Source organism: Haemophilus sp. THUN1692 (assembly GCF_059704395.1).
In genome coordinates this window covers 1,183,614-1,205,983 of the sequence record NZ_AP046579.1, presented here as the reverse complement: position 1 = coordinate 1,205,983, position 22,370 = coordinate 1,183,614, and the positions used below count along the sequence as shown (strand labels likewise).

The 22,370-nt window shown below is 37.6% G+C and carries 24 protein-coding genes and 1 pseudogene; 14 read left to right on the top strand and 11 right to left on the bottom strand.

Going from position 1 to position 22,370, the window contains the following annotated elements; all coding sequences use genetic code 11:
- Positions 1-32: 32 nt before the first annotated feature.
- Positions 33-665, top strand: a complete 633-nt coding sequence (pdxH, locus tag AC6H0A_RS05950; RefSeq protein ID WP_044232027.1) for a pyridoxamine 5'-phosphate oxidase — start codon at positions 33-35, stop codon at positions 663-665.
- A gap of 86 nt (positions 666-751) precedes the next feature.
- Here the strand turns inward: pdxH and typA are convergent, their stop codons facing one another.
- Positions 752-2,602: a translational GTPase TypA gene (gene typA, locus AC6H0A_RS05945; protein ID WP_005639707.1), complete on the bottom strand. Its 1,851-nt coding sequence runs from the start codon at positions 2,600-2,602 to the stop codon at positions 752-754.
- 125 nt (positions 2,603-2,727) lie between these two features.
- A pseudogene (locus AC6H0A_RS05940) lies at positions 2,728-3,642 on the bottom strand (alpha-2,3-sialyltransferase).
- 169 nt (positions 3,643-3,811) lie between these two features.
- On the opposite strand from AC6H0A_RS05940, the gene glnA reads away from it, so the two are divergent.
- The 4 genes from glnA to ndk all read left to right on the top strand — a co-directional run bounded on the left by glnA (position 3,812) and on the right by ndk (position 8,157).
- Entirely contained in the window at positions 3,812-5,224 is a 1,413-nt protein-coding gene (glnA, locus tag AC6H0A_RS05935) for a type I glutamate--ammonia ligase (protein ID WP_005639699.1), read from the top strand.
- 87 nt (positions 5,225-5,311) lie between these two features.
- Positions 5,312-6,358: a dTDP-glucose 4,6-dehydratase gene (gene rfbB / locus AC6H0A_RS05930; RefSeq protein ID WP_005639697.1), complete on the top strand. Its 1,047-nt coding sequence runs from the start codon at positions 5,312-5,314 to the stop codon at positions 6,356-6,358.
- Between the two features lie 62 nt (positions 6,359-6,420).
- The gene (pepB, locus tag AC6H0A_RS05925; protein WP_005639693.1) at positions 6,421-7,725 is read left to right on the top strand and encodes an aminopeptidase PepB; all 1,305 of its coding nucleotides are present in this window, start codon (positions 6,421-6,423) and stop codon (positions 7,723-7,725) included.
- 9 nt (positions 7,726-7,734) lie between these two features.
- Positions 7,735-8,157 carry a nucleoside-diphosphate kinase gene (gene ndk / locus AC6H0A_RS05920; protein ID WP_005639690.1) on the top strand — a complete coding sequence of 141 codons (423 nt, stop codon included), beginning with the start codon at positions 7,735-7,737 and terminating at the stop codon, positions 8,155-8,157.
- Between the two features lie 72 nt (positions 8,158-8,229).
- On the opposite strand, the gene cgtA is transcribed toward ndk, so the two are convergent.
- The 4 genes from cgtA to rplU all read right to left on the bottom strand — a co-directional run bounded on the left by cgtA (position 8,230) and on the right by rplU (position 11,020).
- Positions 8,230-9,402, bottom strand: coding sequence for an Obg family GTPase CgtA (cgtA, locus tag AC6H0A_RS05915; protein ID WP_179230781.1), 1,173 nt, complete (start codon positions 9,400-9,402; stop codon positions 8,230-8,232).
- A 27-nt stretch (positions 9,403-9,429) separates the two neighbouring features.
- Positions 9,430-10,350, bottom strand: a complete 921-nt coding sequence (locus tag AC6H0A_RS05910; RefSeq protein ID WP_005639684.1) for a DMT family transporter — start codon at positions 10,348-10,350, stop codon at positions 9,430-9,432.
- 80 nt (positions 10,351-10,430) lie between these two features.
- Positions 10,431-10,688, bottom strand: coding sequence for a 50S ribosomal protein L27 (gene rpmA / locus AC6H0A_RS05905; RefSeq protein WP_005626413.1), 258 nt, complete (start codon positions 10,686-10,688; stop codon positions 10,431-10,433).
- A 20-nt stretch (positions 10,689-10,708) separates the two neighbouring features.
- Entirely contained in the window at positions 10,709-11,020 is a 312-nt protein-coding gene (gene rplU, locus AC6H0A_RS05900; RefSeq protein ID WP_005626416.1) for a 50S ribosomal protein L21, read from the bottom strand.
- Between the two features lie 213 nt (positions 11,021-11,233).
- Between rplU and ispB the strand changes: the two genes are divergently transcribed.
- Positions 11,234-12,223, top strand: coding sequence for an octaprenyl diphosphate synthase (ispB, locus tag AC6H0A_RS05895; RefSeq protein WP_005639681.1), 990 nt, complete (start codon positions 11,234-11,236; stop codon positions 12,221-12,223).
- 50 nt (positions 12,224-12,273) lie between these two features.
- A complete protein-coding gene (locus AC6H0A_RS05890; RefSeq protein ID WP_497512564.1) occupies positions 12,274-13,011 on the top strand; it encodes an epoxyqueuosine reductase QueH in 738 nt (245 codons plus the stop codon).
- 50 nt (positions 13,012-13,061) lie between these two features.
- Here AC6H0A_RS05890 and rplS read toward each other — a convergent pair whose 3' ends face one another.
- Genes rplS through rpsP form a run of 4 tightly spaced genes read right to left on the bottom strand, consistent with a single transcriptional unit; the run spans position 13,062 to position 15,047 of the window.
- Positions 13,062-13,412: a 50S ribosomal protein L19 gene (gene rplS / locus AC6H0A_RS05885; RefSeq protein ID WP_005626422.1), complete on the bottom strand. Its 351-nt coding sequence runs from the start codon at positions 13,410-13,412 to the stop codon at positions 13,062-13,064.
- Positions 13,413-13,448: 36 nt separating this feature from the next.
- On the bottom strand, positions 13,449-14,189 hold the full coding sequence (trmD, locus tag AC6H0A_RS05880; protein ID WP_179230782.1) for a tRNA (guanosine(37)-N1)-methyltransferase TrmD: 741 nt from the start codon (positions 14,187-14,189) through the stop codon (positions 13,449-13,451).
- A 37-nt stretch (positions 14,190-14,226) separates the two neighbouring features.
- Positions 14,227-14,754 (bottom strand): ribosome maturation factor RimM, encoded by a 528-nt coding sequence (gene rimM / locus AC6H0A_RS05875; RefSeq protein WP_179230783.1) that lies wholly within the window; start codon positions 14,752-14,754, stop codon positions 14,227-14,229.
- Between the two features lie 44 nt (positions 14,755-14,798).
- The gene (gene rpsP / locus AC6H0A_RS05870) at positions 14,799-15,047 is read right to left on the bottom strand and encodes a 30S ribosomal protein S16 (RefSeq protein WP_005626429.1); all 249 of its coding nucleotides are present in this window, start codon (positions 15,045-15,047) and stop codon (positions 14,799-14,801) included.
- Between the two features lie 310 nt (positions 15,048-15,357).
- Between rpsP and AC6H0A_RS05865 the strand changes: the two genes are divergently transcribed.
- The 5 genes from AC6H0A_RS05865 to AC6H0A_RS05845 all read left to right on the top strand — a co-directional run bounded on the left by AC6H0A_RS05865 (position 15,358) and on the right by AC6H0A_RS05845 (position 20,772).
- Positions 15,358-16,137, top strand: coding sequence for an amidohydrolase family protein (locus AC6H0A_RS05865; RefSeq protein ID WP_044232025.1), 780 nt, complete (start codon positions 15,358-15,360; stop codon positions 16,135-16,137).
- Between the two features lie 24 nt (positions 16,138-16,161).
- Positions 16,162-17,973, top strand: coding sequence for an NAD nucleotidase (gene nadN / locus AC6H0A_RS05860; RefSeq protein ID WP_179230784.1), 1,812 nt, complete (start codon positions 16,162-16,164; stop codon positions 17,971-17,973).
- 286 nt (positions 17,974-18,259) lie between these two features.
- Positions 18,260-18,802 (top strand): shikimate kinase AroK, encoded by a 543-nt coding sequence (gene aroK, locus AC6H0A_RS05855; protein ID WP_005626436.1) that lies wholly within the window; start codon positions 18,260-18,262, stop codon positions 18,800-18,802.
- A 19-nt stretch (positions 18,803-18,821) separates the two neighbouring features.
- Positions 18,822-19,910: a 3-dehydroquinate synthase gene (gene aroB, locus AC6H0A_RS05850; RefSeq protein ID WP_005639668.1), complete on the top strand. Its 1,089-nt coding sequence runs from the start codon at positions 18,822-18,824 to the stop codon at positions 19,908-19,910.
- Position 19,911: 1 nt separating this feature from the next.
- On the top strand, positions 19,912-20,772 hold the full coding sequence (locus AC6H0A_RS05845) for a Dam family site-specific DNA-(adenine-N6)-methyltransferase (RefSeq protein WP_179230785.1): 861 nt from the start codon (positions 19,912-19,914) through the stop codon (positions 20,770-20,772).
- A gap of 21 nt (positions 20,773-20,793) precedes the next feature.
- On the opposite strand, the gene mobA is transcribed toward AC6H0A_RS05845, so the two are convergent.
- Positions 20,794-21,384 carry a molybdenum cofactor guanylyltransferase MobA gene (mobA, locus tag AC6H0A_RS05840; protein WP_005639664.1) on the bottom strand — a complete coding sequence of 197 codons (591 nt, stop codon included), beginning with the start codon at positions 21,382-21,384 and terminating at the stop codon, positions 20,794-20,796.
- A 64-nt stretch (positions 21,385-21,448) separates the two neighbouring features.
- Here mobA and AC6H0A_RS05835 point away from each other — a divergent pair, with 64 nt between their 5' ends.
- A complete protein-coding gene (locus AC6H0A_RS05835; RefSeq protein ID WP_005631120.1) occupies positions 21,449-21,715 on the top strand; it encodes a YihD family protein in 267 nt (88 codons plus the stop codon).
- A gap of 12 nt (positions 21,716-21,727) precedes the next feature.
- The gene (gene dsbA, locus AC6H0A_RS05830) at positions 21,728-22,345 is read left to right on the top strand and encodes a thiol:disulfide interchange protein DsbA (RefSeq protein WP_005639662.1); all 618 of its coding nucleotides are present in this window, start codon (positions 21,728-21,730) and stop codon (positions 22,343-22,345) included.
- The last annotated feature ends 25 nt before the right edge of the window (positions 22,346-22,370 follow it).

The following is a 22,370-nucleotide window of genomic DNA, read 5'->3' as shown; positions in this document are numbered from 1 at the left end:
TGCGTTTTTCATCAAATTTGAAAGGAGATAAAATGGAATTGCATGATATTCGCAATGAATATACTAAACGAGTGCTTTCACAAAATGATTGCTATGAAAATCCAATCTTGCAATTTGAACAGTGGCAGAAAGAGGCTATTCATGCTCAAGTTAATGAGCCAACTGCAATGAATATTGCGACTGTTGATGAACAAGGTCGCCCAAATAGCCGTATGGTTTTGCTAAAAGAAGTTAATGAGCAAGGTTTTGTCTTTTTTACGAATTATCTTAGCCGAAAAGGTAGCTGTATTGAGCGTAATCCTTATGTCGCGCTGACTTTCTTTTGGCCAGAATTGGAGCGCCAAGTGCGAATTGAAGGTAAGACGGTGAAAATCCCAGCGGAACAATCCGATAAATATTTTGCTACCCGACCTTACACCAGTCGTATAGGGGCTTGGGCAAGTGAGCAAAGCGCGGTGATTTCTAATTATAAATCTTTGTTAGCAAAAGCCGCATTAGTTGCTGCTAAACATCCGTTAAATGTGCCTCGACCAGATTATTGGGGGGGCTATTTAGTCGTGCCAGAAACCGTGGAATTTTGGCAAGGTCGCCCAAGCCGTTTACATGATCGCATTCGTTATCGCAAAGAAAGTGATAATTGGATTAGAGAAAGACTTTCTCCTTAATAAATTGAGCATAAAAATAACCGCACTTTAGTTATATTCCAAAAGTGCGGTTAATTTTTTACAAATTTTCGTGCTAGCGTTGTTTATTAATGCGTGCTAGTACTTGTCGTTGTACGGTTTGCACGTTTACGATCGTTTTCCGTTAAGAGTTTTTTACGGATACGGATCGATTCAGGTGTTACTTCCACTAACTCATCGTCATCGATAAATTCAATCGCTTGTTCAAGACTGAATTTTACAGGTGTCGTCAGCACAATCGCATCGTCTTTACCTGACGCACGCATATTGGTTAGTTTTTTACCTTGTAAGCAGTTCACGGTTAAGTCATTTGAACGGCTATGAATACCGATAATTTGACCTTCATAAACTTCTACGTTTGCATCAATCATTAACTTACCACGTTCTTGTAAGCCAAATAATGCATAACCCAGTGCTTTACCTGTTGCATTAGAAATCAACACACCATTTTTACGTTGACCGATATCTCCACCTTTGATTTCATCGTAGTGGCTAAAGCTTGAGTAAAGTAAGCCTGTACCAGAAGTCATGGTCATAAAGTCACCACGGAAGCCAATTAATCCGCGACTAGGAATAATGTATTCTAAGCGCACACGGCCTTTTCCATCTGGCAACATATCTCGAACTTCGCCTTTACGGATACCCAATGCTTCCATTACAGAACCTTGATGTTGTTCTTCCACATCGATAGTTACTTGTTCGTATGGCTCTTGTTTTTTACCGTCAATATCACGATAGATTACTTTAGGGCGAGAAACGGCAAGTTCATAACCTTCGCGACGCATATTTTCAATTAATACAGAAAGGTGTAATTCGCCACGACCAGAAACACGGAATTCATCTGGGTTTGGGGTTTCTTCTACGCGTAATGCCACGTTGTGAACCAATTCTTTATTTAAACGTTCAAGAATTTGACGAGATGTGACATATTTTCCTTCTTGCCCTGCAAACGGAGAGGTGTTTACACAGAAGAACATGGTGACTGTTGGTTCATCAACAGTTAATGATGGAAGCGCTTCAACTGCGTTGATATCACAAATCGTATCAGAAATATTTAATTCACCTAAACCAGTGATCGCCACGATATCGCCTGCGTAAGCAACATCTTCTTCATAACGTTGTAAACCAAGATGACCAAGTACTTGACCGATACGACCTTGACGAGTTTTTCCTTCACTATTGATGATGGTAACTGGTTGGTTTGGTTTAATCGAACCACGCTTAATACGACCAATGCCGATAACACCTACATAGTTGTTGTAGTCTAATTGTGAAATTTGCATTTGGAATGGCGCATCAAGTTCTACTTTTGGCGGTTCTACATGTTTCACAATAGCTTCAAATAACGGAGTCATATCTTCTGCTAATTCTTCGTGCTCAAGGCCTGCAACACCATTTAGCGCTGACGCATAGATAATAGGGAAGTCTAACTGTTCATCTGTTGCACCAAGATTTACGAATAAGTCAAATACTTGATCTACAACCCAGTCTGGGCGCGCACCAGGGCGGTCAACTTTATTAATTACGACGATAGGTTTTAAACCATGAGAGAACGCTTTTTGAGTCACGAAACGCGTTTGTGGCATCGGGCCATCAAACGCATCAACAACCAATAGAACAGAATCTACCATAGAAAGCACACGTTCAACTTCGCCACCGAAGTCTGCGTGCCCTGGTGTATCTACGATATTAATGCGGTAATCATTCCAGTTAATCGCGGTATTTTTTGCAAGAATTGTAATGCCACGTTCTTTTTCAAGATCGTTTGAGTCCATAACTCGTTCATCTACATCACCACGTGCAGATTCAAAAGTACCAGATTGTTGAAGAAGTTTATCTACTAGAGTGGTTTTACCATGGTCAACATGCGCAATGATTGCGATGTTACGGAGTTTTTTAATATCAATTTCGTTTTTCATTATCTAATGCTTCGAGTAGGGTGCAATTTTGCACGGTATATGATTTTATAGAAAAGGTGCAATTTACAGCACCTAATATAGGTTGTTGTCTTATGTTGAAGAAAACGGGACATTATACCTCAGATTTATTTACGTAGTCTCATTTTCTTTGCTTTAAAAGCGTGTTTTATATCATTAGGTAAACGTAATATATCCCAGATCAACCGAAAAATCAGATTTTGGTAAATTCTTGGTTTGAAATATATATCAATGTTTTTATACACTGACTCCGGCGGAATTAAAATATCTTGTGTGTAATTTTTCTTTTCTTCGGGAAGAAAAGTAATTGGGTTATTCAGTGGTGATAAAGGAAAGTAATTACATAGAGGACTTTCTGGCGAAATACAGTAAATATTTATACCATAACGTTTTTGTAAAAAATGAAGTGCACTCAAATCATATTCCATAGAATGGATATTGCTTTGACTCTTACTTTGTGAAAAGGAAGGTAACAATTTAATAATATTTTCTTTTTGGTGATGAAATGCGTAAGGATTCCCTTTTTCTTGATAAAAATCAATGCCTGTTAAATAAAGATCTTTATAACCCATTGCAGTTGCCACTGCACACATATAGACGCCTGATGTAATCCTCTTATTCTCATATAGTTCGTGATATTGTAAATGAGCATTAAAAGATTGTAGTTTTTTTTAATAGCTATGACCAAGATCGATTTGTGGTAGTAATTTTTCTAAACGCTGGATTTTCTTTAATTCTGAATCCCCTAAATTTAGAAAAGATGATAAAATAATATCAGCATATTCATATTCATTATTTTTAATTAATTGCATAAATGTATAGTATTGTTCAAAAATTACAGAACAATTAAAAAATACCTTTTTTATTTTCTTGCCAAGAAAATAATGATCTTCAAAATAAAATTGATTGCAACGGAAAACATCATAATCTTTAGGTAATAAACTATAGTTAATTGATTTTAAACTAGTTCCATTACCTGCAATAATGACAGACTTTGATTGATTGATTGATTGATTGGACATATTGTACCGTTCATTGAATAAAATATAACCTATTTTAGTACTAAAAAATAGCAGCCATTATACAGGCTTTCTGTGCTTTTTATTATAACGCCACAACAAATCTAATGAAAGTCAGATTTGATTAGATTATAATGCTTACTTAATTTTTTATATAGAAAGAGGATCTACTATGTCAAATGCCATTGCTTCCGTTTTTAAATTGATCGAAGAGAATGATATTAGGTTTGTATTGCTTCGTTTTACTGACATTAAAGGTAAAGAACATGGTGTTTCTATCCCAGTTAGTCTTGTTGATGAAGATATGTTTGAAGATGGCAAGATGTTTGATGGTTCCTCTGTAGAAGGATGGAAGACTATTAATAAAGCCGATATGTTGCTTATGCCAATAGCTGAAACGGCGGTTGTTGATCCATTCGCGCAAATTCCAACGCTTTCTATTCGTTGTAGTGTTTATGAACCAACGACAATGAAAAACTATGATCGCGATCCTCGCTCTATTGCAATTCGTGCAGAAAATTATATGCGTTCAACAGGTATTGCGGATCAAGCTTTTTTCGGCCCAGAGCTGGAATTCTTCTTATTTGATGATGTGCGTTTTAATGTATCAATGAACAAAGCGTCTTTTTCTATTGATGATATAGAAGCTGCTTGGAACACGAATAAAAAATATGAAGAAGGTAATAACGCCTATCGCCCATTGAAAAAAGGCGGATATTGTGCCGTTGCACCAATTGATAGTGCGCACGATATTCGTTCTGAAATGTGCTTGATTTTAGAAGAAATGGGATTAGTCATCGAAGCCCATCATCATGAAGTGGCTACTGCGGGACAAAACGAAATTGCGACTAAATTTAATACGCTAACTTTAAAAGCCGATGAAACTCAAATCTATAAATATGTGGTGCAAAACGTTGCATTAGAACATGGTAAAACAGCGTGTTTTATGCCAAAACCAATTACTGGCGATAATGGTTCGGGTATGCACTGTAATATGTCGTTAAGTAAAGACGGGAAAAATATTTTCCAAGGCGATAAATATGCAGGTCTTTCAGAAACCGCACTTTACTACATCGGCGGTATCATTAAGCACGCTAAAGCATTAAATGCATTTACTAATCCAAGTACGAATTCATACAAACGTTTAGTGCCGGGTTATGAAGCACCAGTATTGTTAGCTTATTCTGCAAGTAACCGTTCTGCCTCAATTCGTATCCCTGCTGTAACCAATCCGAAAGCGATTCGCGTAGAAGCGCGTTTCCCAGATCCCTTAGCAAACCCATACCTTGCATTTGCTGCATTATTAATGGCAGGTCTTGATGGTGTAGTAAACAAAATCCACCCAGGTGATGCAATGGATAAAAATCTTTATGATCTTCCACCAGAAGAATTAAAAGGTATTCCAGCAGTAGCAAGCTCGCTAGAAGATGCGTTGAATTCATTAGAAAAAGACTATGAATTCTTAACTCAAGGTGGTGTATTTGCTAAAGATTTTATTGATGCGTTTATCAGCATCAAACGTAAAGAAGTGGAGCGTTTAAATATGGCACCACATCCAGTTGAGTTTGAAATGTATTATGCGTAATCATAATTGATGAAATCATTTTTAAAAGTGCGGTAAAATTTACCGCACTTTTCGTTTGAAATTATTTATAACGAGACTTGGGTAAAAATGTCGAATACAAATAGAACAATTCTAGTTACTGGTGGAGCGGGTTTTATTGGTTCCGCGCTTGTTCGTTATCTTTTTGAAAAGACACATAATAAGATCGTCAATGTTGATAAGCTGACTTATGCAGGAAATTTAGCTTCACTTCAAACCGTAGAAAACCATCCACGTTATGCTTTTGTACAAGCAGATATTTGTGATACTAAAGCGTTGTCTTATATTTTTTCACAATATCAACCTGATTTCGTTATCCATCTTGCCGCTGAAAGCCACGTTGATCGTTCTATAAACGCTTCTTCGGAGTTTATACAAACTAACATTGTAGGCACTTACAGCCTACTTGAATCTACTCTAGACTACTGGCATCGTTTAGATAATCAAAAAAAATCTAGCTTCCGATTCTTACATATTTCCACCGATGAAGTTTATGGCGATTTAAAAAGCAACAAAGGTTTATTTACTGAAACATCAGCTTATAAACCTAGTAGCCCTTATTCTGCTTCAAAAGCGGCAAGCGATCATCTTGTGCAGGCTTGGTATAGAACATATGGGTTACCGACAATCATTATACATAGTTCAAATAATTATGGTCCGTATCAGTACCCTGAAAAATTAATTCCATTGATGATTTTAAATGCGATAGAGGAAAAAACACTGCCTATTTATGGCGATGGTTTACAAATTAGAGATTGGTTATTTGTTGAAGATCATATTACTGCATTATATAGCGTTTTGACGAAAGGAAATATTGGGGAAACGTATAATATTGGGGGAAATAATGAAAAGTCCAATATTGATGTAGTACGTTCCATTTGCTCTTTGGTGGAAGAATTTTTACCTAATAAACCAAAACATATTGATAAATATGAAGATTTGATTTGCTATGTCAACGATAGACCTGGTCATGATTTTCGTTATGCGCTTGATACAAGTAAAATCAATGATGAGTTAGGCTGGGTGCCTAAAGAGACTTTTGAATCTGGATTAAGAAAAACTGTAATTTGGTATCTGAACCATCAAGAATGGTGTCAAAGAGTTTTAAATAATTAACTATTTAAAAATAAAACTGGTATAGTTTTATTCCGCTATGGGCTTGTATTCGAGAAATAAAAATGGAAATTACATTATCAATAAACCAAGCCTCTGACGCTTGGGGAAAAAATGCTATTTTGAGCTTTGACTCTAATAAAGCTACGATTCATTTAAAAAATAATGAAAAAACTGACCGCACTTTAGTTCAACAAGCTGCTCGTAAATTGCGTGGGCAAGGGATTAAAGAAGTGGAGTTGGTCGGTGAAGAATGGGATTTGGAATTTTGTTGGGCGTTTTATCAAGGTTTTTATACCGCAAAACAAGATTACGGGATTGAGTTTCCTCATCTGGATCATGATTTACAAGATGAATTATTGGCGCGTATTGAATGTAGTGATTTTGTACGTGGAATTATTAATGAACCAGCACAAAGTTTAACGCCTGTGAAATTAGCGGAGCGTGCGGGTGAATTTATCTTAAATCAAGCTGATATTTATAATGAAAAAAGTGCAGTAAGTTTTAAGATTATTTCTGGTGAGGAACTTGAGCAACAAGGTTATCATGGAATTTGGACTGTGGGTAAAGGCTCTGCTAATTTGCCCGCTATGTTGCAACTTGATTTCAATCCAACGCAAGCTCCGAATGCGCCAGTGTTAGCTTGTTTAGTCGGTAAGGGGATTACTTTTGACAGTGGCGGCTACAGCATTAAACCAAGTGATGGTATGAGTACAATGCGAACCGATATGGGCGGGGCGGCATTATTAACAGGAGCTTTAGGTTTCGCTATTGCTCGTGGATTAAATGAACGCGTTAAACTGTATTTATGTTGCGCAGAAAATTTGGTAAGTAATAATGCCTTTAAACTTGGGGATATTATTACTTATAAAAATGGTGTGACAGCAGAAGTGCTGAATACTGACGCTGAAGGTCGTTTGGTGTTGGCTGATGGATTGATTGAAGCGGACAATCAAAATCCAGGTTTTATTATTGATTGTGCGACTTTAACTGGCGCAGCAAAAGTGGCTGTAGGAAACGACTATCATTCTGTATTATCTATGGATAATGAACTTGTGAAAAATCTTTTCCAATCAGCACAAGCAGAAAATGAACCTTTCTGGCGTTTACCATTTGAAGATTTTCATCGCTCACAAATTAATTCATCTTTTGCAGATATTGCTAATATTGGTTCGGTTCCTGTTGGGGCGGGGGCAAGTACTGCAACTGCATTTTTATCATATTTTGTAAAAAATTATCAACAAAATTGGTTGCATATTGATTGTTCCGCAACTTATCGTAAATCTGGTAGTGATTTATGGGCTGTTGGGGCAACTGGGATTGGTGTGCAAACTTTAGCAAATTTAATGTTATCAAAATCATTGAAGTAAGGAGATATGATGACAGAAAGAACTTTTTCGATTATTAAACCTGATGCGGTCAAGCGTAATCTAATTGGAGCGATCTTAGCTCGTTTTGAGCAAAATAGCTTTAAAATCATAGCCTCTAAAATGGTACGCTTAACGCGTGAGCAGGCTGAAGGCTTTTATGCAGAACATCAAGGCAAAGAATTTTTTGCTCCTTTAGTTGATTATATGATGTCTTCACCGATAGTGGTTTCTGTTCTTGAAAAAGAAAATGCAGTGAAAGATTACCGCACTTTGATTGGTACAACGAATCCAGAAACTGCAGCAGAAGGTACAATTCGTAAAGATTTTGCATTAAGTCAGCGTGAGAACTCGGTTCATGGTTCGGATAGTGTGGAAAGTGCAAATCGTGAAATTGCTTATTTCTTTACTGATTCTGAAATTTTTGAGCGTTGATTGATAGTAAAAAGCACCTAAACAACAGTTTAGGTGCTTTTGCATTTTAAATGCTTACAAAATTAGACCTTCTTAAGGTTTATAGATGAACTCAATTCCTTCATCATCTTCTTCGGTCCAATCATCATCCCAATCTTCGTCATCATCAAATTGATGCTCAGCTAGTTGTTCTTGATGATAATCTTCCCATTTGAATCTTACTTCTTCAGGTGCAATTTGTTGTGTTTCAGCTTCTCGTGGATTCGCTATGATAAAGTCCATAATATCACGACAAAGTGGTGGAACATTTTTCCCAGTTGCAGCTGAAATAAGGTAATAATCTTCTTCCCAACCCAATTGTTCAGTAATTTCTCGAGCCCGCTCTTCAGCTTCTTCATCGCTCATCGTATCAATTTTATTGAATACTAACCAACGTGGTTTTTCTGATAATTTTTCACTGTATTGGAAAAGTTCAGATTCAATAATAGCGACATTATCTGCCGGATTAGAGCCATCAATTGGAGCAATATCGACTAAATGAATAAGCACTCTACAACGTTCTAGATGTTTTAAAAAGCGAATTCCTAGCCCAGCACCATCTGCTGCGCCCTCAATTAATCCTGGAATATCAGCGACTACGAAACTATGTGAGTCGTCCACTTTCACAACACCGAGACTTGGTACTAAGGTAGTAAACGGATAATCTGCAACTTTTGGTTTGGCTGCTGAAACGGCACGAATAAAAGTGGATTTACCCGCATTAGGTAAACCGAGCATTCCCACATCAGCAAGTAGCATTAATTCCAATAATAAATCTCGTTTTTCGCCCGGTGTTCCCATTGTTTTTTGACGCGGTGCACGGTTTACCGATGATTTGAAACGGGTATTCCCTAAACCGTGATAACCACCTTTGGCTACCAACATTTTTTGACCGTGTTGGGTTAAATCTCCCAAGGTTTCTTTGGTGTCGTTATCAATAGCGCGAGTTCCTACGGGAACAGGTAAAATAATATCTTTACCGCGACGTCCTGTACAATCTGAACTCCGTCCATTCTCTCCGCGCTCTGCGGCAAAGCGTTTATTAAAACGGTAATCGATTAAGGTATTGAGGTTTTCATCGGCTTGTAAATATACATCGCCACCATCGCCACCATCGCCACCATCAGGGCCGCCTTTTGGAATAAATTTTTCTCGACGGAAACTTACGCAACCGTTGCCACCATCCCCAGCCTCAATTCGAATAAGGGATTCATCAATAAATTTCATTAAAACTTCTCCAAAATAAACCGCACTTTAATGATTTTTATGCGGTAATAATTTATGTCCAATCGCAGATAAAATTGCCCCGCACACTACAACAAATGCGCCAATATAGCTAATATTATTCAATTCTGGTGCCGCAAAATCTGCTGGGCTAACATAATGCGCAATATGAGAAAATAGGATCGTGAAGAGAGGTACAAGTGTGATAACAACACTGACTTTTGATACATCCCAACGATTAAGTGCTTCCGCATAAGAGCCGTATCCGATTAAGGTATTTAAACAGCAGTAAATAAAACAAATCAGAGCTAACGGTGTGAGTTTTTGTACTTGCGAGAATTCAGCCATCGGCATAAAGGCTATGGCACAACCTAAATACATCATTAGCAAGATTTGTTGTGAATTAAACTTATGCAACATTAATTTTTGCGCCATTCCATAAGCGACCCAAATAAGGGATCCTGCTACGCTTAAGATGACACCTGTTGAATACTGATTGAGTCCGGTAAATACATCAAAACGATCATTAAAAAATAAACCTAGACCAATTAACAATAAGAAAAGTCCAATCTTTTGGTGCAGCCCCAATTTTTCTTTGAAGATCAGTACACCACAGATGAGCATTCCAAAAGAGGATAAATGAATAAAAATTTGTGCAACTGAAGGTTCAATATAATTCAGCGAACTACTAAATAATAGAAAATTGCCGGTAAGACCAATTACTCCAATAAGAGCAAGCCAAGCATATTGACCGACTTTCATTGGTTCAGGTAATTTCTTTTTATAAGCAAGTAGAGCTAATAATGAGATTGCGGCTACAATAAAACGATACCATACGATAGTTTGCGCATTCATTACAGATAAAACTTGTTTTAGGGCGATAGGTAATGATCCCCAAGCCATAGCGGTAATAAGCGCAAAAGTAAAGCCTAATAAAGGTTGTTGTTTCATTGCTTGCTCGCTTATGTGAAATTAAAAGAGACAAAACGCCCCACAAAATTGTAGGGCGTTTCAATCGAATAGATTTTAAATTATTCAGTAACAATACTTACGTATTTACGGCTTTTCTCGCCTTTTACTTCAAATTTAACTTTACCATCTGCAGTTGCGAATAAGGTGTGGTCTTTACCCATACCTACGTTGCTACCCGCGTGGAACTTAGTACCACGTTGACGAACAATGATGCTACCTGCTAATACAGACTCGCCACCGAAACGTTTAACACCAAGGCGTTTAGCTTCAGAATCGCGACCGTTACGAGTTGAACCACCAGCTTTTTTAGTTGCCATCTACTTGATCTCCTCTGAAATTATGCTTGAATCCCAGTGATTTTCACTTCTGTGAACCACTGACGATGACCTTGTTGTTTACGGCTGTGTTTGCGACGACGGAATTTAACGATTTTAACTTTCTCGCCACGACCTTGTGCAACTACTTCAGCCACTACTTTTGCGCCAGCAACTACTGGTGCACCGATTTTAACATCTTCACCATTAACGACCATCAACACAGAATCGAACTCAACTGTTGCGCCAGTTGCAAGTTCAAGTTTTTCTAAACGAACAACTTGACCTTCGCTCACACGGTGTTGTTTACCGCCACTTTGGAAAACTGCGTACATAAATACTCCGCTTAATTGTGTTTCCCTGCTCTTTAGCAGTCCACACTTAAAAATTCATATAAATAGGTCGCAAATTCTACGGAAAAATCCTACCTATGGCAAGAATTTATTTACAATAAAATAAAAAAATTCCCTTCATTTGCGGATTGATTTCAGAAAGTCTGAAAATTCGGGTAAAATGCACCGCACTTTTGACTAATAATTGATGAAAAAATGAAGAAACAAGATCTTATGAGCATAGACGAGATCCAGAAACTTGCAGATCCCGACATGCAAAAAGTTAATCAAAATATTCTTGCTCAGCTTAATTCAGATGTTCCATTAATAGGACAGTTAGGTTTTTATATTGTTCAAGGCGGTGGTAAGCGGATCCGTCCATTGATCGCAGTTCTTGCAGCTCGATCTTTAGGGTTTGAAGGGGCTAATTCAATTACTTGTGCTACTTTTGTTGAATTTATTCATACTGCCTCTTTACTACATGATGATGTGGTGGATGAGTCCGATATGCGTCGTGGGCGCGCTACGGCGAATTCAGAATTTGGGAATGCTGCCAGTGTACTTGTAGGAGACTTTATTTATACCCGTGCATTTCAATTAGTTGCACAATTAGAGTCATTGAAGATTTTGGGAATTATGGCCGATGCGACTAACGTTTTAGCGGAAGGTGAAGTTCAGCAACTAATGAATGTTAATGATCCTGAAACAAGCGAAGCTAATTATATGCGTGTAATTTATAGTAAAACTGCTCGTTTGTTTGAAGTGGCGGGGCAGGCTGCGGCAATTGTCGCGGGTGGAACAGAAGTTCAGGAAAAGGCTTTACAAGATTATGGGCGTTATCTTGGAACTGCATTTCAGCTCGTGGATGATGTATTGGATTATAGTGCAAATGCGCAAGTTCTAGGTAAAAATGTAGGCGATGATTTAGCTGAAGGAAAACCAACTCTTCCTCTGCTACACGCTATGCGTCATGGTAATGCTCAACAGGCAGCTTTAATTCGTGAAGCGATTGAGCAAGGCGGTAAACGTGAAGCTATTGATGAAGTATTAGCTATTATGGCTGAGCATAAGTCTTTAGATTATGCGATGAATCGCGCAAAAGAAGAAGCTCAAAAAGCAGTAGACGCAATTGCAATGTTGCCAGAGAGTGATTATAAGAAGGCGTTGATTTCTTTGGCTTATTTGTCTGTGGATAGAAATTATTAGTCCTTAATTTAGCTTATATACTTGATACCCATTAATTTTAATTAAACTTTATGAATACAGAACTTCAATCTAAACCCGAGCAAAGTGCAGTTAATTTTCAAGGCAAAACTCGTAAACAAAAGGTACGCAAAGATCCGAATGCACCTTTTATTCGTGAAAAACTTGAGTTGCCAGATGGACATAATAAACTCCTTTTACATTCATGCTGTGCACCTTGCTCGGGTGAAGTGATGGAAGCAATCCTTGCATCTGGTATTGAATTTACGATTTATTTTTACAATCCAAACATTCATCCACTCAAAGAATATTTAATTCGTAAAGAAGAAAATATTCGTTTTGCCCAAAAATTTGGCATTCCATTTATTGATGCAGATTACGATCGTCAAAATTGGTTTGATCGTGCAAAAGGAATGGAATGGGAGCCAGAGAGGGGAATTCGTTGCACTATGTGTTTTGATATGCGTTTTGAAAAAGCTGCTGAATATGCTCATGAACATGGTTTCCCTGTATTTACTAGTTGTCTTGGTATTTCTCGCTGGAAGGATATGAATCAAATCAATGGCTGTGGGCATCGTGCTGCGGAAAAATATGATGATGTTATTTATTGGGATTATAACTGGCGAAAAGAAGGTGGCTCGCAACGTATGATTGAAATTAGTAAGCGTGAGCGGTTTTATCAACAGGAATATTGCGGTTGTGTATATTCTTTACGTGATAGTAATAAATGGCGAGAAGAGACTGGTCGTCAAAAAATTGAAATCGGAAAATTGTGTTATAGTGCTGATTAATATGATGAATGCAAAAAAGGCTTGGAATTCCAAGCCTTTTCTTTGCGAAATTATTCGCCCAAACGCTCTTTAATACGAGCAGATTTACCTGAACGTTCACGTAAGTAGTAAAGTTTAGCTTTACGTACTGCACCTTTACGTTTAACTGCGATAGAATCTACAGCTGGAGAGTGAGTTTGGAATACACGCTCAACGCCTACGCCGTTAGATACTTTACGTAAAGTAAATGCTGAGTGCAAGCCACGGTTACGAATTGCAATAACTACGCCTTCGAATGCTTGCAAACGACGTTTGCTACCTTCAACTACCCATACTTTAACTTCTAAAGTATCACCTGGGCGGAAGCTAGGTACGTTTTGTTTTAATTGTTCTTGTTCAAGTTGTTTGATAATGTTAGACATTGTTTGATCCTTTATTGATCCTAGATGTAACTGAAACTAACTGTTATGCTCGGCTTGCGCCTCTTTTAACAGTTTACGTTGTTCGTCAGTCAGAGCTAGGCCTTCTAAGAGCTCAGGGCGTCGGAGCCACGTTCTTTGTAGCGATTGTTTTAATCGCCATTTTCGAATTTCTTCGTGATGTCCAGACATCAGCACAGGTGGTACAGTTAATCCTTCTAACACTTCCGGTCTGGTGTAATGCGGGCAATCTAATAAACCACCTGCAAAAGAATCTTCTTCTGCAGAGGCTTGTTTACCTAATACACCAGGAATAAAACGCGCAACAGCATCAATTAATGTCATTGCCGGCAATTCCCCACCGGTCAGAACGTAATCGCCGATTGACCATTCTTCATCAATTTCAGTTTGAATCAATCGCTCATCAATACCTTCATAACGTCCACATATCAAAATCAATTTCTGATTTTGAGCAAGTTCGGTTACACCGCCTTGATCGAGTTTACGTCCTTGTGGTGAAAGGTAAATCACCTTTGAGCCTTCTCCTGCCGCTGCTTTCGCAGCATGAATCGCATCCCGTAAAGGTTGCACCATCATCAGCATTCCTGGACCACCACCATAAGGACGGTCATCCACGGTTTTATGCTTGTCGAATGTAAAATCTCTTGGATTCCAATATTCCACTTGCAGAAGATTATGTTTTACGGCTCTTCCTGTAACCCCAAATTCCGTAATAGCTTTAAACATTTCGGGGAATAATGAAATCACCCCTATCCACATAAAAAGCCTACTACATTACGTTTGTGCATACTTGAGATTAGAAACCAGCGTCCCAATCCACTTCAATAGTTTTCGTGGTGAGATCGACTCTTTTAACTACTTGTTCATACAAGAACGGAATTAACCGCTCTTGTTTTCCAAAAGCATCTTTCGTATTGGCTTTAACCACTAACACATCATTAGAACCCGTTTCCATCATCTCTGTCACCGTTCCCATTGTATAACCTTCTAGGTTTACGACTGAGCAACCAATTAAATCGTGCCAGTAATAATCGCCTTCTTCCAGTTCTGGGAAAACAGATAAATCCACACCAATTTCAACATTTGCTAAAATTTGTGCGGCTTCACGACCATCAACGCCTTTTAATTTTACGATGATTTCGTGATTATGATGACGCCAATTTTCTAATTCTGTTGGCTGCCACTCACCTTTGATTTTTAAAAACCAAGGTTGATATTCAAAAATGCTTTCAGCTTGTTCTGTTGATGAATAAATACGTAACCACCCACGAATACCGTAGGTTGAGCCTAATTTGCCCACAACTTCAATACGTTGTTGTTCCATATTTCTCACCTATCTTAGTTTAAGAACTAAATTAAAAAGCAAAATTATGCTGCTTTTTGTGCTTCTTTTACCAAGCTCGCAACACGATCAGAAAGTGATGCACCTTGACCAACCCAGTGGTTAACACGGTCTAGGTCGATACGAACACGTTCTGCGTTACCTTGTGCGATTGGGTTAAAGAAACCTACACGCTCAATGAAACGACCGTCACGTGGTGAACGGCTGTCAGCTACTACGATTTGATAAAATGGGCGTTTTTTAGCTCCGCCACGAGATAAACGAATGGTTACCATAACCTTCCTCTAAATGTTTAATTACTAAAAGAATATTCCTAAACTCGAAAGCGATTTAAGAATATAGCTTACTTTTTTCTCTGTATATATAGACAAAAAGCCTGCGAATTTTATACTTTTTGAGCAAAATTGCAAGTTTTGGATGAGCATTCTAATAAGTACGTTATTTTCTCTTGAAAAGGTAAACATTATCATTCACATGCAATTTTGTTTTACGTATAATCTAAGAAACTCTCAAATAGTTTTAGGTCAAGTTTACGCGTTAAGCGGTATTTTATATTGATAAAATATCAGTTAAATGAGGTTTATTATGAAAATCGGTTTTCATTCTGTGTTACTTGGATTAGCGTCATGTATTGGCATTCAACAGTCTGTGATAGCGAGTCCCCCTCCGTCTTCTCAACAATCAGTATCTACTGAGTCTGCTGAGGCTTTAAAACAACAATTTTCAATTGCTTTAGCCAAACAAGAAAAACAACAAGTTTCGATTTTACAGAAAAAACTCACCGCACTTTTTTCTTTACCTCCCCAATTTCTTGATAATCAGATCCAAATAAGTGAAAAAATCCTCACTCGTATTTTTAAAACAGATAAAAATCTCACCCCTAAATTTCTTGATTATTTATACTTTGAACCGATAAATACTGGCGATGCAAATTTAATTCAGGAAATGAAGAAAAACTTACTGGTGTCTTTTTTAGCGAATGAGCAGGCAAAAATTTATATTCGTCAAACAGATAATTCGGAGCAATTTGTTCAGGCTTTACTAGAAAGGGGAGCAAAAGCAGATCAAATCATATTATTGTCTTTGGACGCTAAAGACATATTTCAAAAGATTATTGAACAGATACGTCAAGATTTTCCTAATCAAACAACTTTTTCTATTACTGAGAATCGAGTGAGTTTGATAACCCCTTCTTCAGAAATTAAGCCTCGCCTCGCTCTAGCTAATATGATGTTTGCTCGCCAATTTAAAGGGGTGGAGGTTGATGATTTTTCATATTTAGATCAAGCACGTGAAAATCTTCAACACAATAACTATGCTATTCGTTATAAGACTTTCCAAGCAATGCTTGAAGGCTTAAATTAATCCGTTTACTCATAAGGAGCCATTATGTTTTTATCTAAAAAATCAGTTACCTTTGCAGTTAGTGCGTTAGCAATGCTTTGCTCTGGCGGAACCTTTGCTAAAGAAGCGCCGCAAGCACATAAAGCTGTGGAGTTAAGTATCTTACATATTAACGACCACCATTCTTACTTGGAACCGCACGAAGCGAGAATTAATTTAAATGGTCAACAAACAAAGGTTGATATTGGCGGTTTTTCTGCTGTGAATGGGAAACTTTATGAGTTACGTAAAAAGTATAAAAATCCATTAGTGCTACATGCAGGTGATGCGATTACTGGTACGCTGTATTTCACCCTTTTTGGTGGTTCTGCTGACGCAGCTGTCATGAATGCTGGTAATTTCCATTATTTTACTTTGGGTAACCATGAATTTGATGCGGGTAATGAAGGTTTATTAAAACTACTCGAGCCATTAAAAATCCCAGTACTTTCAGCCAATGTTATTCCTGATAAAAATTCAATTTTATATAACAAATGGAAACCTTACGATATTTTCACTGTGGATGGAGAAAAAATTGCTATTATCGGTTTAGATACCGTGAATAAAACGGTTAATTCCTCTTCACCAGGTAAAGATGTGAAGTTCTATGATGAAATTGCTACCGCACAAATTATGGCAAATGCGCTAAAACAACAAGGTATTAATAAAATCATCTTACTTTCACATGCAGGAAGTGAAAAAAATATCGAAATTGCTCAAAAAGTAAATGATATTGATGTGATCGTTACTGGTGATTCACATTATTTATACGGAAACGATGAATTACGTGGTTTAAAACTTCCAGTAATCTATGAATATCCGCTTGAATTTAAAAATCCGAATGGCGAACCAGTATTTGTAATGGAAGGTTGGGCTTATTCTGCTGTTGTGGGTGACTTAGGTGTTAAATTCAGTCCTGAAGGTATTGCGTCTATTACTCGTAAAATTCCTCACGTGTTAATGAGTTCTCATAAACTTCAAGTGAAAAATGCGGAAGGTAAATGGACTGAATTAACAGGAGATGAACGTAAAAAAGCGCTTGATACTTTAAAATCAATGAAGAGTATTTCACTTGATGATCATGATGCAAAAACAGACATGCTTATTTCAAAATATAAAAGTGAAAAAGATCGTTTAGCACAAGAAATTGTTGGCGTCATCACTGGTTCTGCAATGCCAGGTGGTTCAGCAAACCGTATCCCAAATAAAGCAGGCTCAAATCCAGAAGGTTCTATTGCCACACGCTTTATTGCAGAAACAATGTATAACGAACTCAAAACAGTGGATTTAACGATTCAAAATGCAGGCGGTGTGCGTGCGGATATTTTACCGGGCAATGTAACCTTTAATGATGCTTATACTTTCTTGCCTTTCGGGAATACCTTATATACCTATAAAATGGAAGGTTCGTTAGTGAAACAAGTGCTTGAAGATGCGATGCAATTTGCTTTAGTTGATGGCTCTACAGGGGCATTCCCTTATGGCGCAGGCATTCGTTACGAAGCGAATGAAACACCAAATGCAGAAGGTAAACGTTTAGTCAGTGTGGAAGTCTTGAATAAACAAACCCAACAATGGGAACCAATTGATGATAATAAACGTTATCTCGTTGGTACTAATGCTTATGTAGCTAGCGGTAAAGATGGTTACAAAACTTTTGGTAAATTATTTAATGATCCGAAATATGAAGGTGTTGATACTTACTTGCCTGATGCAGAAAGCTTCATTAAATTTATGAAAAAACACCCGCACTTTGAGGCTTACACTTCATCAAATGTAAAATTTAATGCTTCAACTGATGCGTTACCTAAAAAATAAAATTGAAAAATAGACTAAAAATAGCGCGTACTTAACGCGCTATTTTTGTTATGAGTTTGCTGCTTTAAGATGTCATAGATGATTGAGAATCTTGATTATTCCACACCTGAATGGTGTCTCGTGGAAAATAAATTCCCTAGAAAGGTTGAAAAATAGGGTGGTTTATTGCGATAATCTAAGCCATTTTTGGGGAGATCTTTCAAGTAGTCAAATTTGTTTTAGACTGTGTATTTTTGTTGGAAAGATCAAATTTTTATTTCACCTTTAATTTAATTAGAAAAGAACAATGGCAGAAAAACGTAATATTTTTTTAGTGGGACCAATGGGTGCAGGTAAAAGCACTATCGGTCGTCAATTAGCACAACAGCTTAATATGGATTTTATTGATTCCGATGCTGTGATTGAAGAGCGTACGGGCGCGGACATTAGCTGGATTTTTGATTTGGAAGGTGAAGAAGGCTTCCGTAAGCGTGAAGAACGCATTATTAATGAGCTTACTCAAATGCAAGGCATTGTGCTTTCAACTGGTGGTGGCGCGGTGCTTTCTAAAGAAAGTCGTAATTATCTATCTGCACGTGGCATTGTGATTTATTTGGAAACAACGGTGGAAAAACAATTCCAACGTACTCAACGTGATAAAAAACGTCCATTGCTCCAAGATGCAGAGAATCCTCGTCAAGTATTGGAAGATTTAGCAAAAATTCGCAATCCGCTTTATGAAGAAATTGCGGACATCACTTTGCCAACCGATGAGCAAAATGCCAAAGTAATGGTAAATCAAATTGTTGATTTAATTGATAATATGAATGGATTGAATGGTGCACTTTAAACACACCTAAGGATAAATTATGCTGTGCGTTAACGTCGAATTGCAAGAGCGTCGCTATCCTATTTTAATTGGTAGCGGATTGTTACAAGATGAACGTAGTTACCCGATTAAACGTGGGGTTCGCGTGATGATTGTAACGAATCCCACGGTCGCACAGTTTTATCTTGATACAGTCATCTATGCGTTAGAAAAACGTGGTTGCATGGTCGATTATGTTTTATTGCCAGATGGTGAAAAATACAAAACGCTTGAATCTTTAAACTTAATTTTCACCGCACTTTTGCAAGGTAATCATGGACGAGATACCACGATTATTGCATTGGGCGGCGGTGTAATTGGCGATGTTGCTGGATTTGCTGCGGCAAGTTATCAGCGCGGCGTCCGTTTAATTCAAATTCCAACCACATTGCTTTCACAAGTGGATTCTTCAGTGGGCGGTAAAACGGCGATTAATCATGAATTAGGCAAAAATATGATTGGCGCATTCTATCAGCCATCAATGGTTATTATTGATACGCTGACGCTTAATACGCTTCCTAAACGTGAAGTAAACGCGGGTCTTGCCGAAGTTATCAAATATGGTGCCATTTTAGATTACGAATTTTTTGAATGGCTAGAACAACATATTGATGAACTCGTCGCTTTGCATCTTGAAGCGCTTCAACATTGTATTTCTCGTTGTTGCCAAATTAAAGCGGATATGGTTGCGAGAGATGAAACAGAAAAAGGCGATCGTGCATTGCTTAATCTTGGACATACTTTTGGGCATGCCATTGAGACTCACTTAGGTTATGGAAACTGGCTTCATGGCGAAGCTGTTGCGACGGGAATGATGATGGCAGCAGCGCTTTCGGAAGAACTTGGTGATATTTCTATTGCAGATGTGTCTCGCCTTGAAAAATTACTTGCTCGTGCCAATTTGCCCACCGTATCACCGGATACGATGCAGCCTGAGGACTATTTACCGCATATGATGCGTGATAAAAAAGTTCTATCGGGTAAATTGCGTCTGGTGCTACTCAAATCTCTAGGCCAAGCTTATGTGGCGAATGATGCTGATCATACCCTCGTGTTAAACGCAATTCGTCGTTGTACTCAAACGGATTAAGATGTTACGTCCGAAAAAACAATCTTTAAAACCTAAGTTAAAACACCGTCCATTTTTAAAATGGGTGGGGGGGAAATTTCGCTTAACGGACGACATAAATAAAGCCTTTCCAAACAAAAAAAACTGCTTAATTGAGCCATTTGTGGGCGCTGGAGCAGTATTTCTTAATTCTAATTTTGAACGCTATATTTTGGCTGATATCAATCCAGATTTAATAAATCTATTCAATATTGTTAAAGAAAATGTAGATGGTTATATTGAAGCTTGTAAGCCGATTTTCTTCGCTGATGATGCCAATACACCCGATTATTACTATGCTAAACGTCGCCAATTCAATGCATCAACAGATCCTTTCGAACGTTCGATTATTTTTTTGTATTTGAACCGTTTTGGTTTTAACGGATTATGCCGTTATAACAGCAAGAATGAATTTAATGTGCCTTTTGGGGCTTACAAAACCCATTATTTTCCAGAAGATGAATTACGTTATTTTGCGCATAAAGCGCAAAGTGCGGTGTTTTTATGCTGTGATTTTCAAAAAACTTTTGAATTTGCCGATAAGTATTCGGTGATTTATTGCGATCCGCCTTATGCTCCGCTACAACAGGATACTAATTTTACTGGTTATGCGGGCAATGAGTTTGGTCTGATGCAGCAACGTGCTTTGGCAGATTTAGCGAAATCTATACAAAAAGAAAAACAAATCCCGATATTGATTTCTAATCACGATACTAAATTTACGCGTGAAATTTACAACGGTGCTAAATTTAAACGGGTAAAAGTTCAACGTTCTATTAGTCAAAATTCAGAAAAACGCGTAAAGGTGAAAGAATTGATTGCGATATTTGGTGCTCGTAAATAATAAAAATAAACCGCACTTTTGTTAGTGTTCGATTAGATTACCGTTTTTCTTTAAATCATCCAGCGTATTAAAATTCTCGAAGTTGCCTTCTTCTTTTGTAAACTTTACTGAAATCCCGCCATTTTCGTTCATAAACTGTAAAAGGCGTCGTTCACCCGATGCTAAATAGTGTCGCAATTTTTCTTTTAGCTGAACGGACATTAAACAAAAAACGGGATGTTCACGTTCCTCATCGCAAGCATACGCAATTAAAGTGCGGTCATTTTTAACCGCGCTTTTGAGTTTATCTAAAAGATTCGTAGGGAAAAAAGGCGTATCACAAGGTGTAAAAAGGATAAAGTCACTTTTTGTCTTTTCTAGGGCTGTTAGCATGCCACTCAATGGCCCTTGAAAATTGGGCAGTTCATCGGAAAAAACAGGAAAGCCAAATTTTGCATATTCTGTTTGATTTCGGTTAGCGTTAATCGAAATATCATGAACTTGTCGTTGCAATCGATGAATAACATGTTGAATTAAAGATTGTTTACCTAAAATCTGTAATCCTTTATCTTGCCCGCCCATTCTGCGTGCTTTGCCACCAGCCAAAATTACCGCGCTTATTGTAATTGTCATATTTTAATCTATCGTTATTTCAAGTATCATTTGCCTATTTTTTACGATTAAAAAGGAAATAGCAATGAAATGTAAGCGTTTAAATGAAGTTTTGGAACTTTTACAGCCTTATTGGTCTAAAGACCCGGATTTGAGCTTAATGGAAATTTTGCAAAAAATTGCCAATGAATCAGGTTTCCAAAAGCCATTAAATGAATTAACTGATGAAGTGATTATTTATCAGTTAAAAATGGATGGTACCGATAAACATGAGCCAATTCCCGGTCTCAAAAAAGATTACGAAGAAGATTTTAAAACCGCATTGCTCCGTGCTCGCGGTATCATTAAATAAGAAGGAAAGCAAATGAAAAAAGTATTACTTGCGTTAGGTTTAGGTATCAGCACGCTTATGTCTGTAAATAGTTTTGCCGCAGATTTACAAGAAGGCAAACAATATGTTCAAGTGAGTCAACAGGCTTCACAGCAAAAAGAAGTGATTGAGTTTTTCTCATTCTATTGCCCGCATTGTTATGCCTTTGAAATGGAATACAAAATTCCACAACAAGTCGCAGATGCTTTACCACAAGACGTGAAATTTAAACAATATCATGTGAATTTCTTAGGTCGCCAGTCTGAAAATTTAACGCGAGCTTGGGCGTTAGCAATGGCATTAGGTGCTGAAAGTAAAGTAAAGGCACCATTATTTGAAGCGGCTCAAAAGGATGCCTTGAAATCAATGGATGATATTCGAGCTATTTTCTTATCTAATGGTGTAACCGCGGAGCAATTTGATGGAGGCATTAATAGTTTTGCAGTGAATGGTTTGGTCAATAAACAAGTAAATGCCTCAGAACAATTTAAAGTGCGTGGCGTACCTGATTTTTATGTAAATGGAAAATTCCGCGTAAACCCTGAAGGTTTAAATTACGATGATTTCGTGAAAGATTATGTGCAAACTGTAAAAGGTTTATTGCAAAAATAATGAAAAATTGGTTTAATGCCTGCCC

What these genes read in the sequence shown, in the direction of transcription:
- pdxH (WP_044232027.1), top strand. Translation starts at nt 33, where the DNA reads ATGGAATTGCATGATATTCGCAATGAATATACTAAACGAGTGCTTTCA.
- typA (WP_005639707.1), bottom strand. Translation starts at nt 2,602, where the DNA reads ATGAAAAACGAAATTGATATTAAAAAACTCCGTAACATCGCAATCATT.
- glnA (WP_005639699.1), top strand. Translation starts at nt 3,812, where the DNA reads ATGTCAAATGCCATTGCTTCCGTTTTTAAATTGATCGAAGAGAATGAT.
- rfbB (WP_005639697.1), top strand. Translation starts at nt 5,312, where the DNA reads ATGTCGAATACAAATAGAACAATTCTAGTTACTGGTGGAGCGGGTTTT.
- pepB (WP_005639693.1), top strand. Translation starts at nt 6,421, where the DNA reads ATGGAAATTACATTATCAATAAACCAAGCCTCTGACGCTTGGGGAAAA.
- ndk (WP_005639690.1), top strand. Translation starts at nt 7,735, where the DNA reads ATGACAGAAAGAACTTTTTCGATTATTAAACCTGATGCGGTCAAGCGT.
- cgtA (WP_179230781.1), bottom strand. Translation starts at nt 9,402, where the DNA reads ATGAAATTTATTGATGAATCCCTTATTCGAATTGAGGCTGGGGATGGT.
- AC6H0A_RS05910 (WP_005639684.1), bottom strand. Translation starts at nt 10,350, where the DNA reads ATGAAACAACAACCTTTATTAGGCTTTACTTTTGCGCTTATTACCGCT.
- rpmA (WP_005626413.1), bottom strand. Translation starts at nt 10,688, where the DNA reads ATGGCAACTAAAAAAGCTGGTGGTTCAACTCGTAACGGTCGCGATTCT.
- rplU (WP_005626416.1), bottom strand. Translation starts at nt 11,020, where the DNA reads ATGTACGCAGTTTTCCAAAGTGGCGGTAAACAACACCGTGTGAGCGAA.
- ispB (WP_005639681.1), top strand. Translation starts at nt 11,234, where the DNA reads ATGAAGAAACAAGATCTTATGAGCATAGACGAGATCCAGAAACTTGCA.
- AC6H0A_RS05890 (WP_497512564.1), top strand. Translation starts at nt 12,274, where the DNA reads ATGAATACAGAACTTCAATCTAAACCCGAGCAAAGTGCAGTTAATTTT.
- rplS (WP_005626422.1), bottom strand. Translation starts at nt 13,412, where the DNA reads ATGTCTAACATTATCAAACAACTTGAACAAGAACAATTAAAACAAAAC.
- trmD (WP_179230782.1), bottom strand. Translation starts at nt 14,189, where the DNA reads ATGTGGATAGGGGTGATTTCATTATTCCCCGAAATGTTTAAAGCTATT.
- rimM (WP_179230783.1), bottom strand. Translation starts at nt 14,754, where the DNA reads ATGGAACAACAACGTATTGAAGTTGTGGGCAAATTAGGCTCAACCTAC.
- rpsP (WP_005626429.1), bottom strand. Translation starts at nt 15,047, where the DNA reads ATGGTAACCATTCGTTTATCTCGTGGCGGAGCTAAAAAACGCCCATTT.
- AC6H0A_RS05865 (WP_044232025.1), top strand. Translation starts at nt 15,358, where the DNA reads ATGAAAATCGGTTTTCATTCTGTGTTACTTGGATTAGCGTCATGTATT.
- nadN (WP_179230784.1), top strand. Translation starts at nt 16,162, where the DNA reads ATGTTTTTATCTAAAAAATCAGTTACCTTTGCAGTTAGTGCGTTAGCA.
- aroK (WP_005626436.1), top strand. Translation starts at nt 18,260, where the DNA reads ATGGCAGAAAAACGTAATATTTTTTTAGTGGGACCAATGGGTGCAGGT.
- aroB (WP_005639668.1), top strand. Translation starts at nt 18,822, where the DNA reads ATGCTGTGCGTTAACGTCGAATTGCAAGAGCGTCGCTATCCTATTTTA.
- AC6H0A_RS05845 (WP_179230785.1), top strand. Translation starts at nt 19,912, where the DNA reads ATGTTACGTCCGAAAAAACAATCTTTAAAACCTAAGTTAAAACACCGT.
- mobA (WP_005639664.1), bottom strand. Translation starts at nt 21,384, where the DNA reads ATGACAATTACAATAAGCGCGGTAATTTTGGCTGGTGGCAAAGCACGC.
- AC6H0A_RS05835 (WP_005631120.1), top strand. Translation starts at nt 21,449, where the DNA reads ATGAAATGTAAGCGTTTAAATGAAGTTTTGGAACTTTTACAGCCTTAT.
- dsbA (WP_005639662.1), top strand. Translation starts at nt 21,728, where the DNA reads ATGAAAAAAGTATTACTTGCGTTAGGTTTAGGTATCAGCACGCTTATG.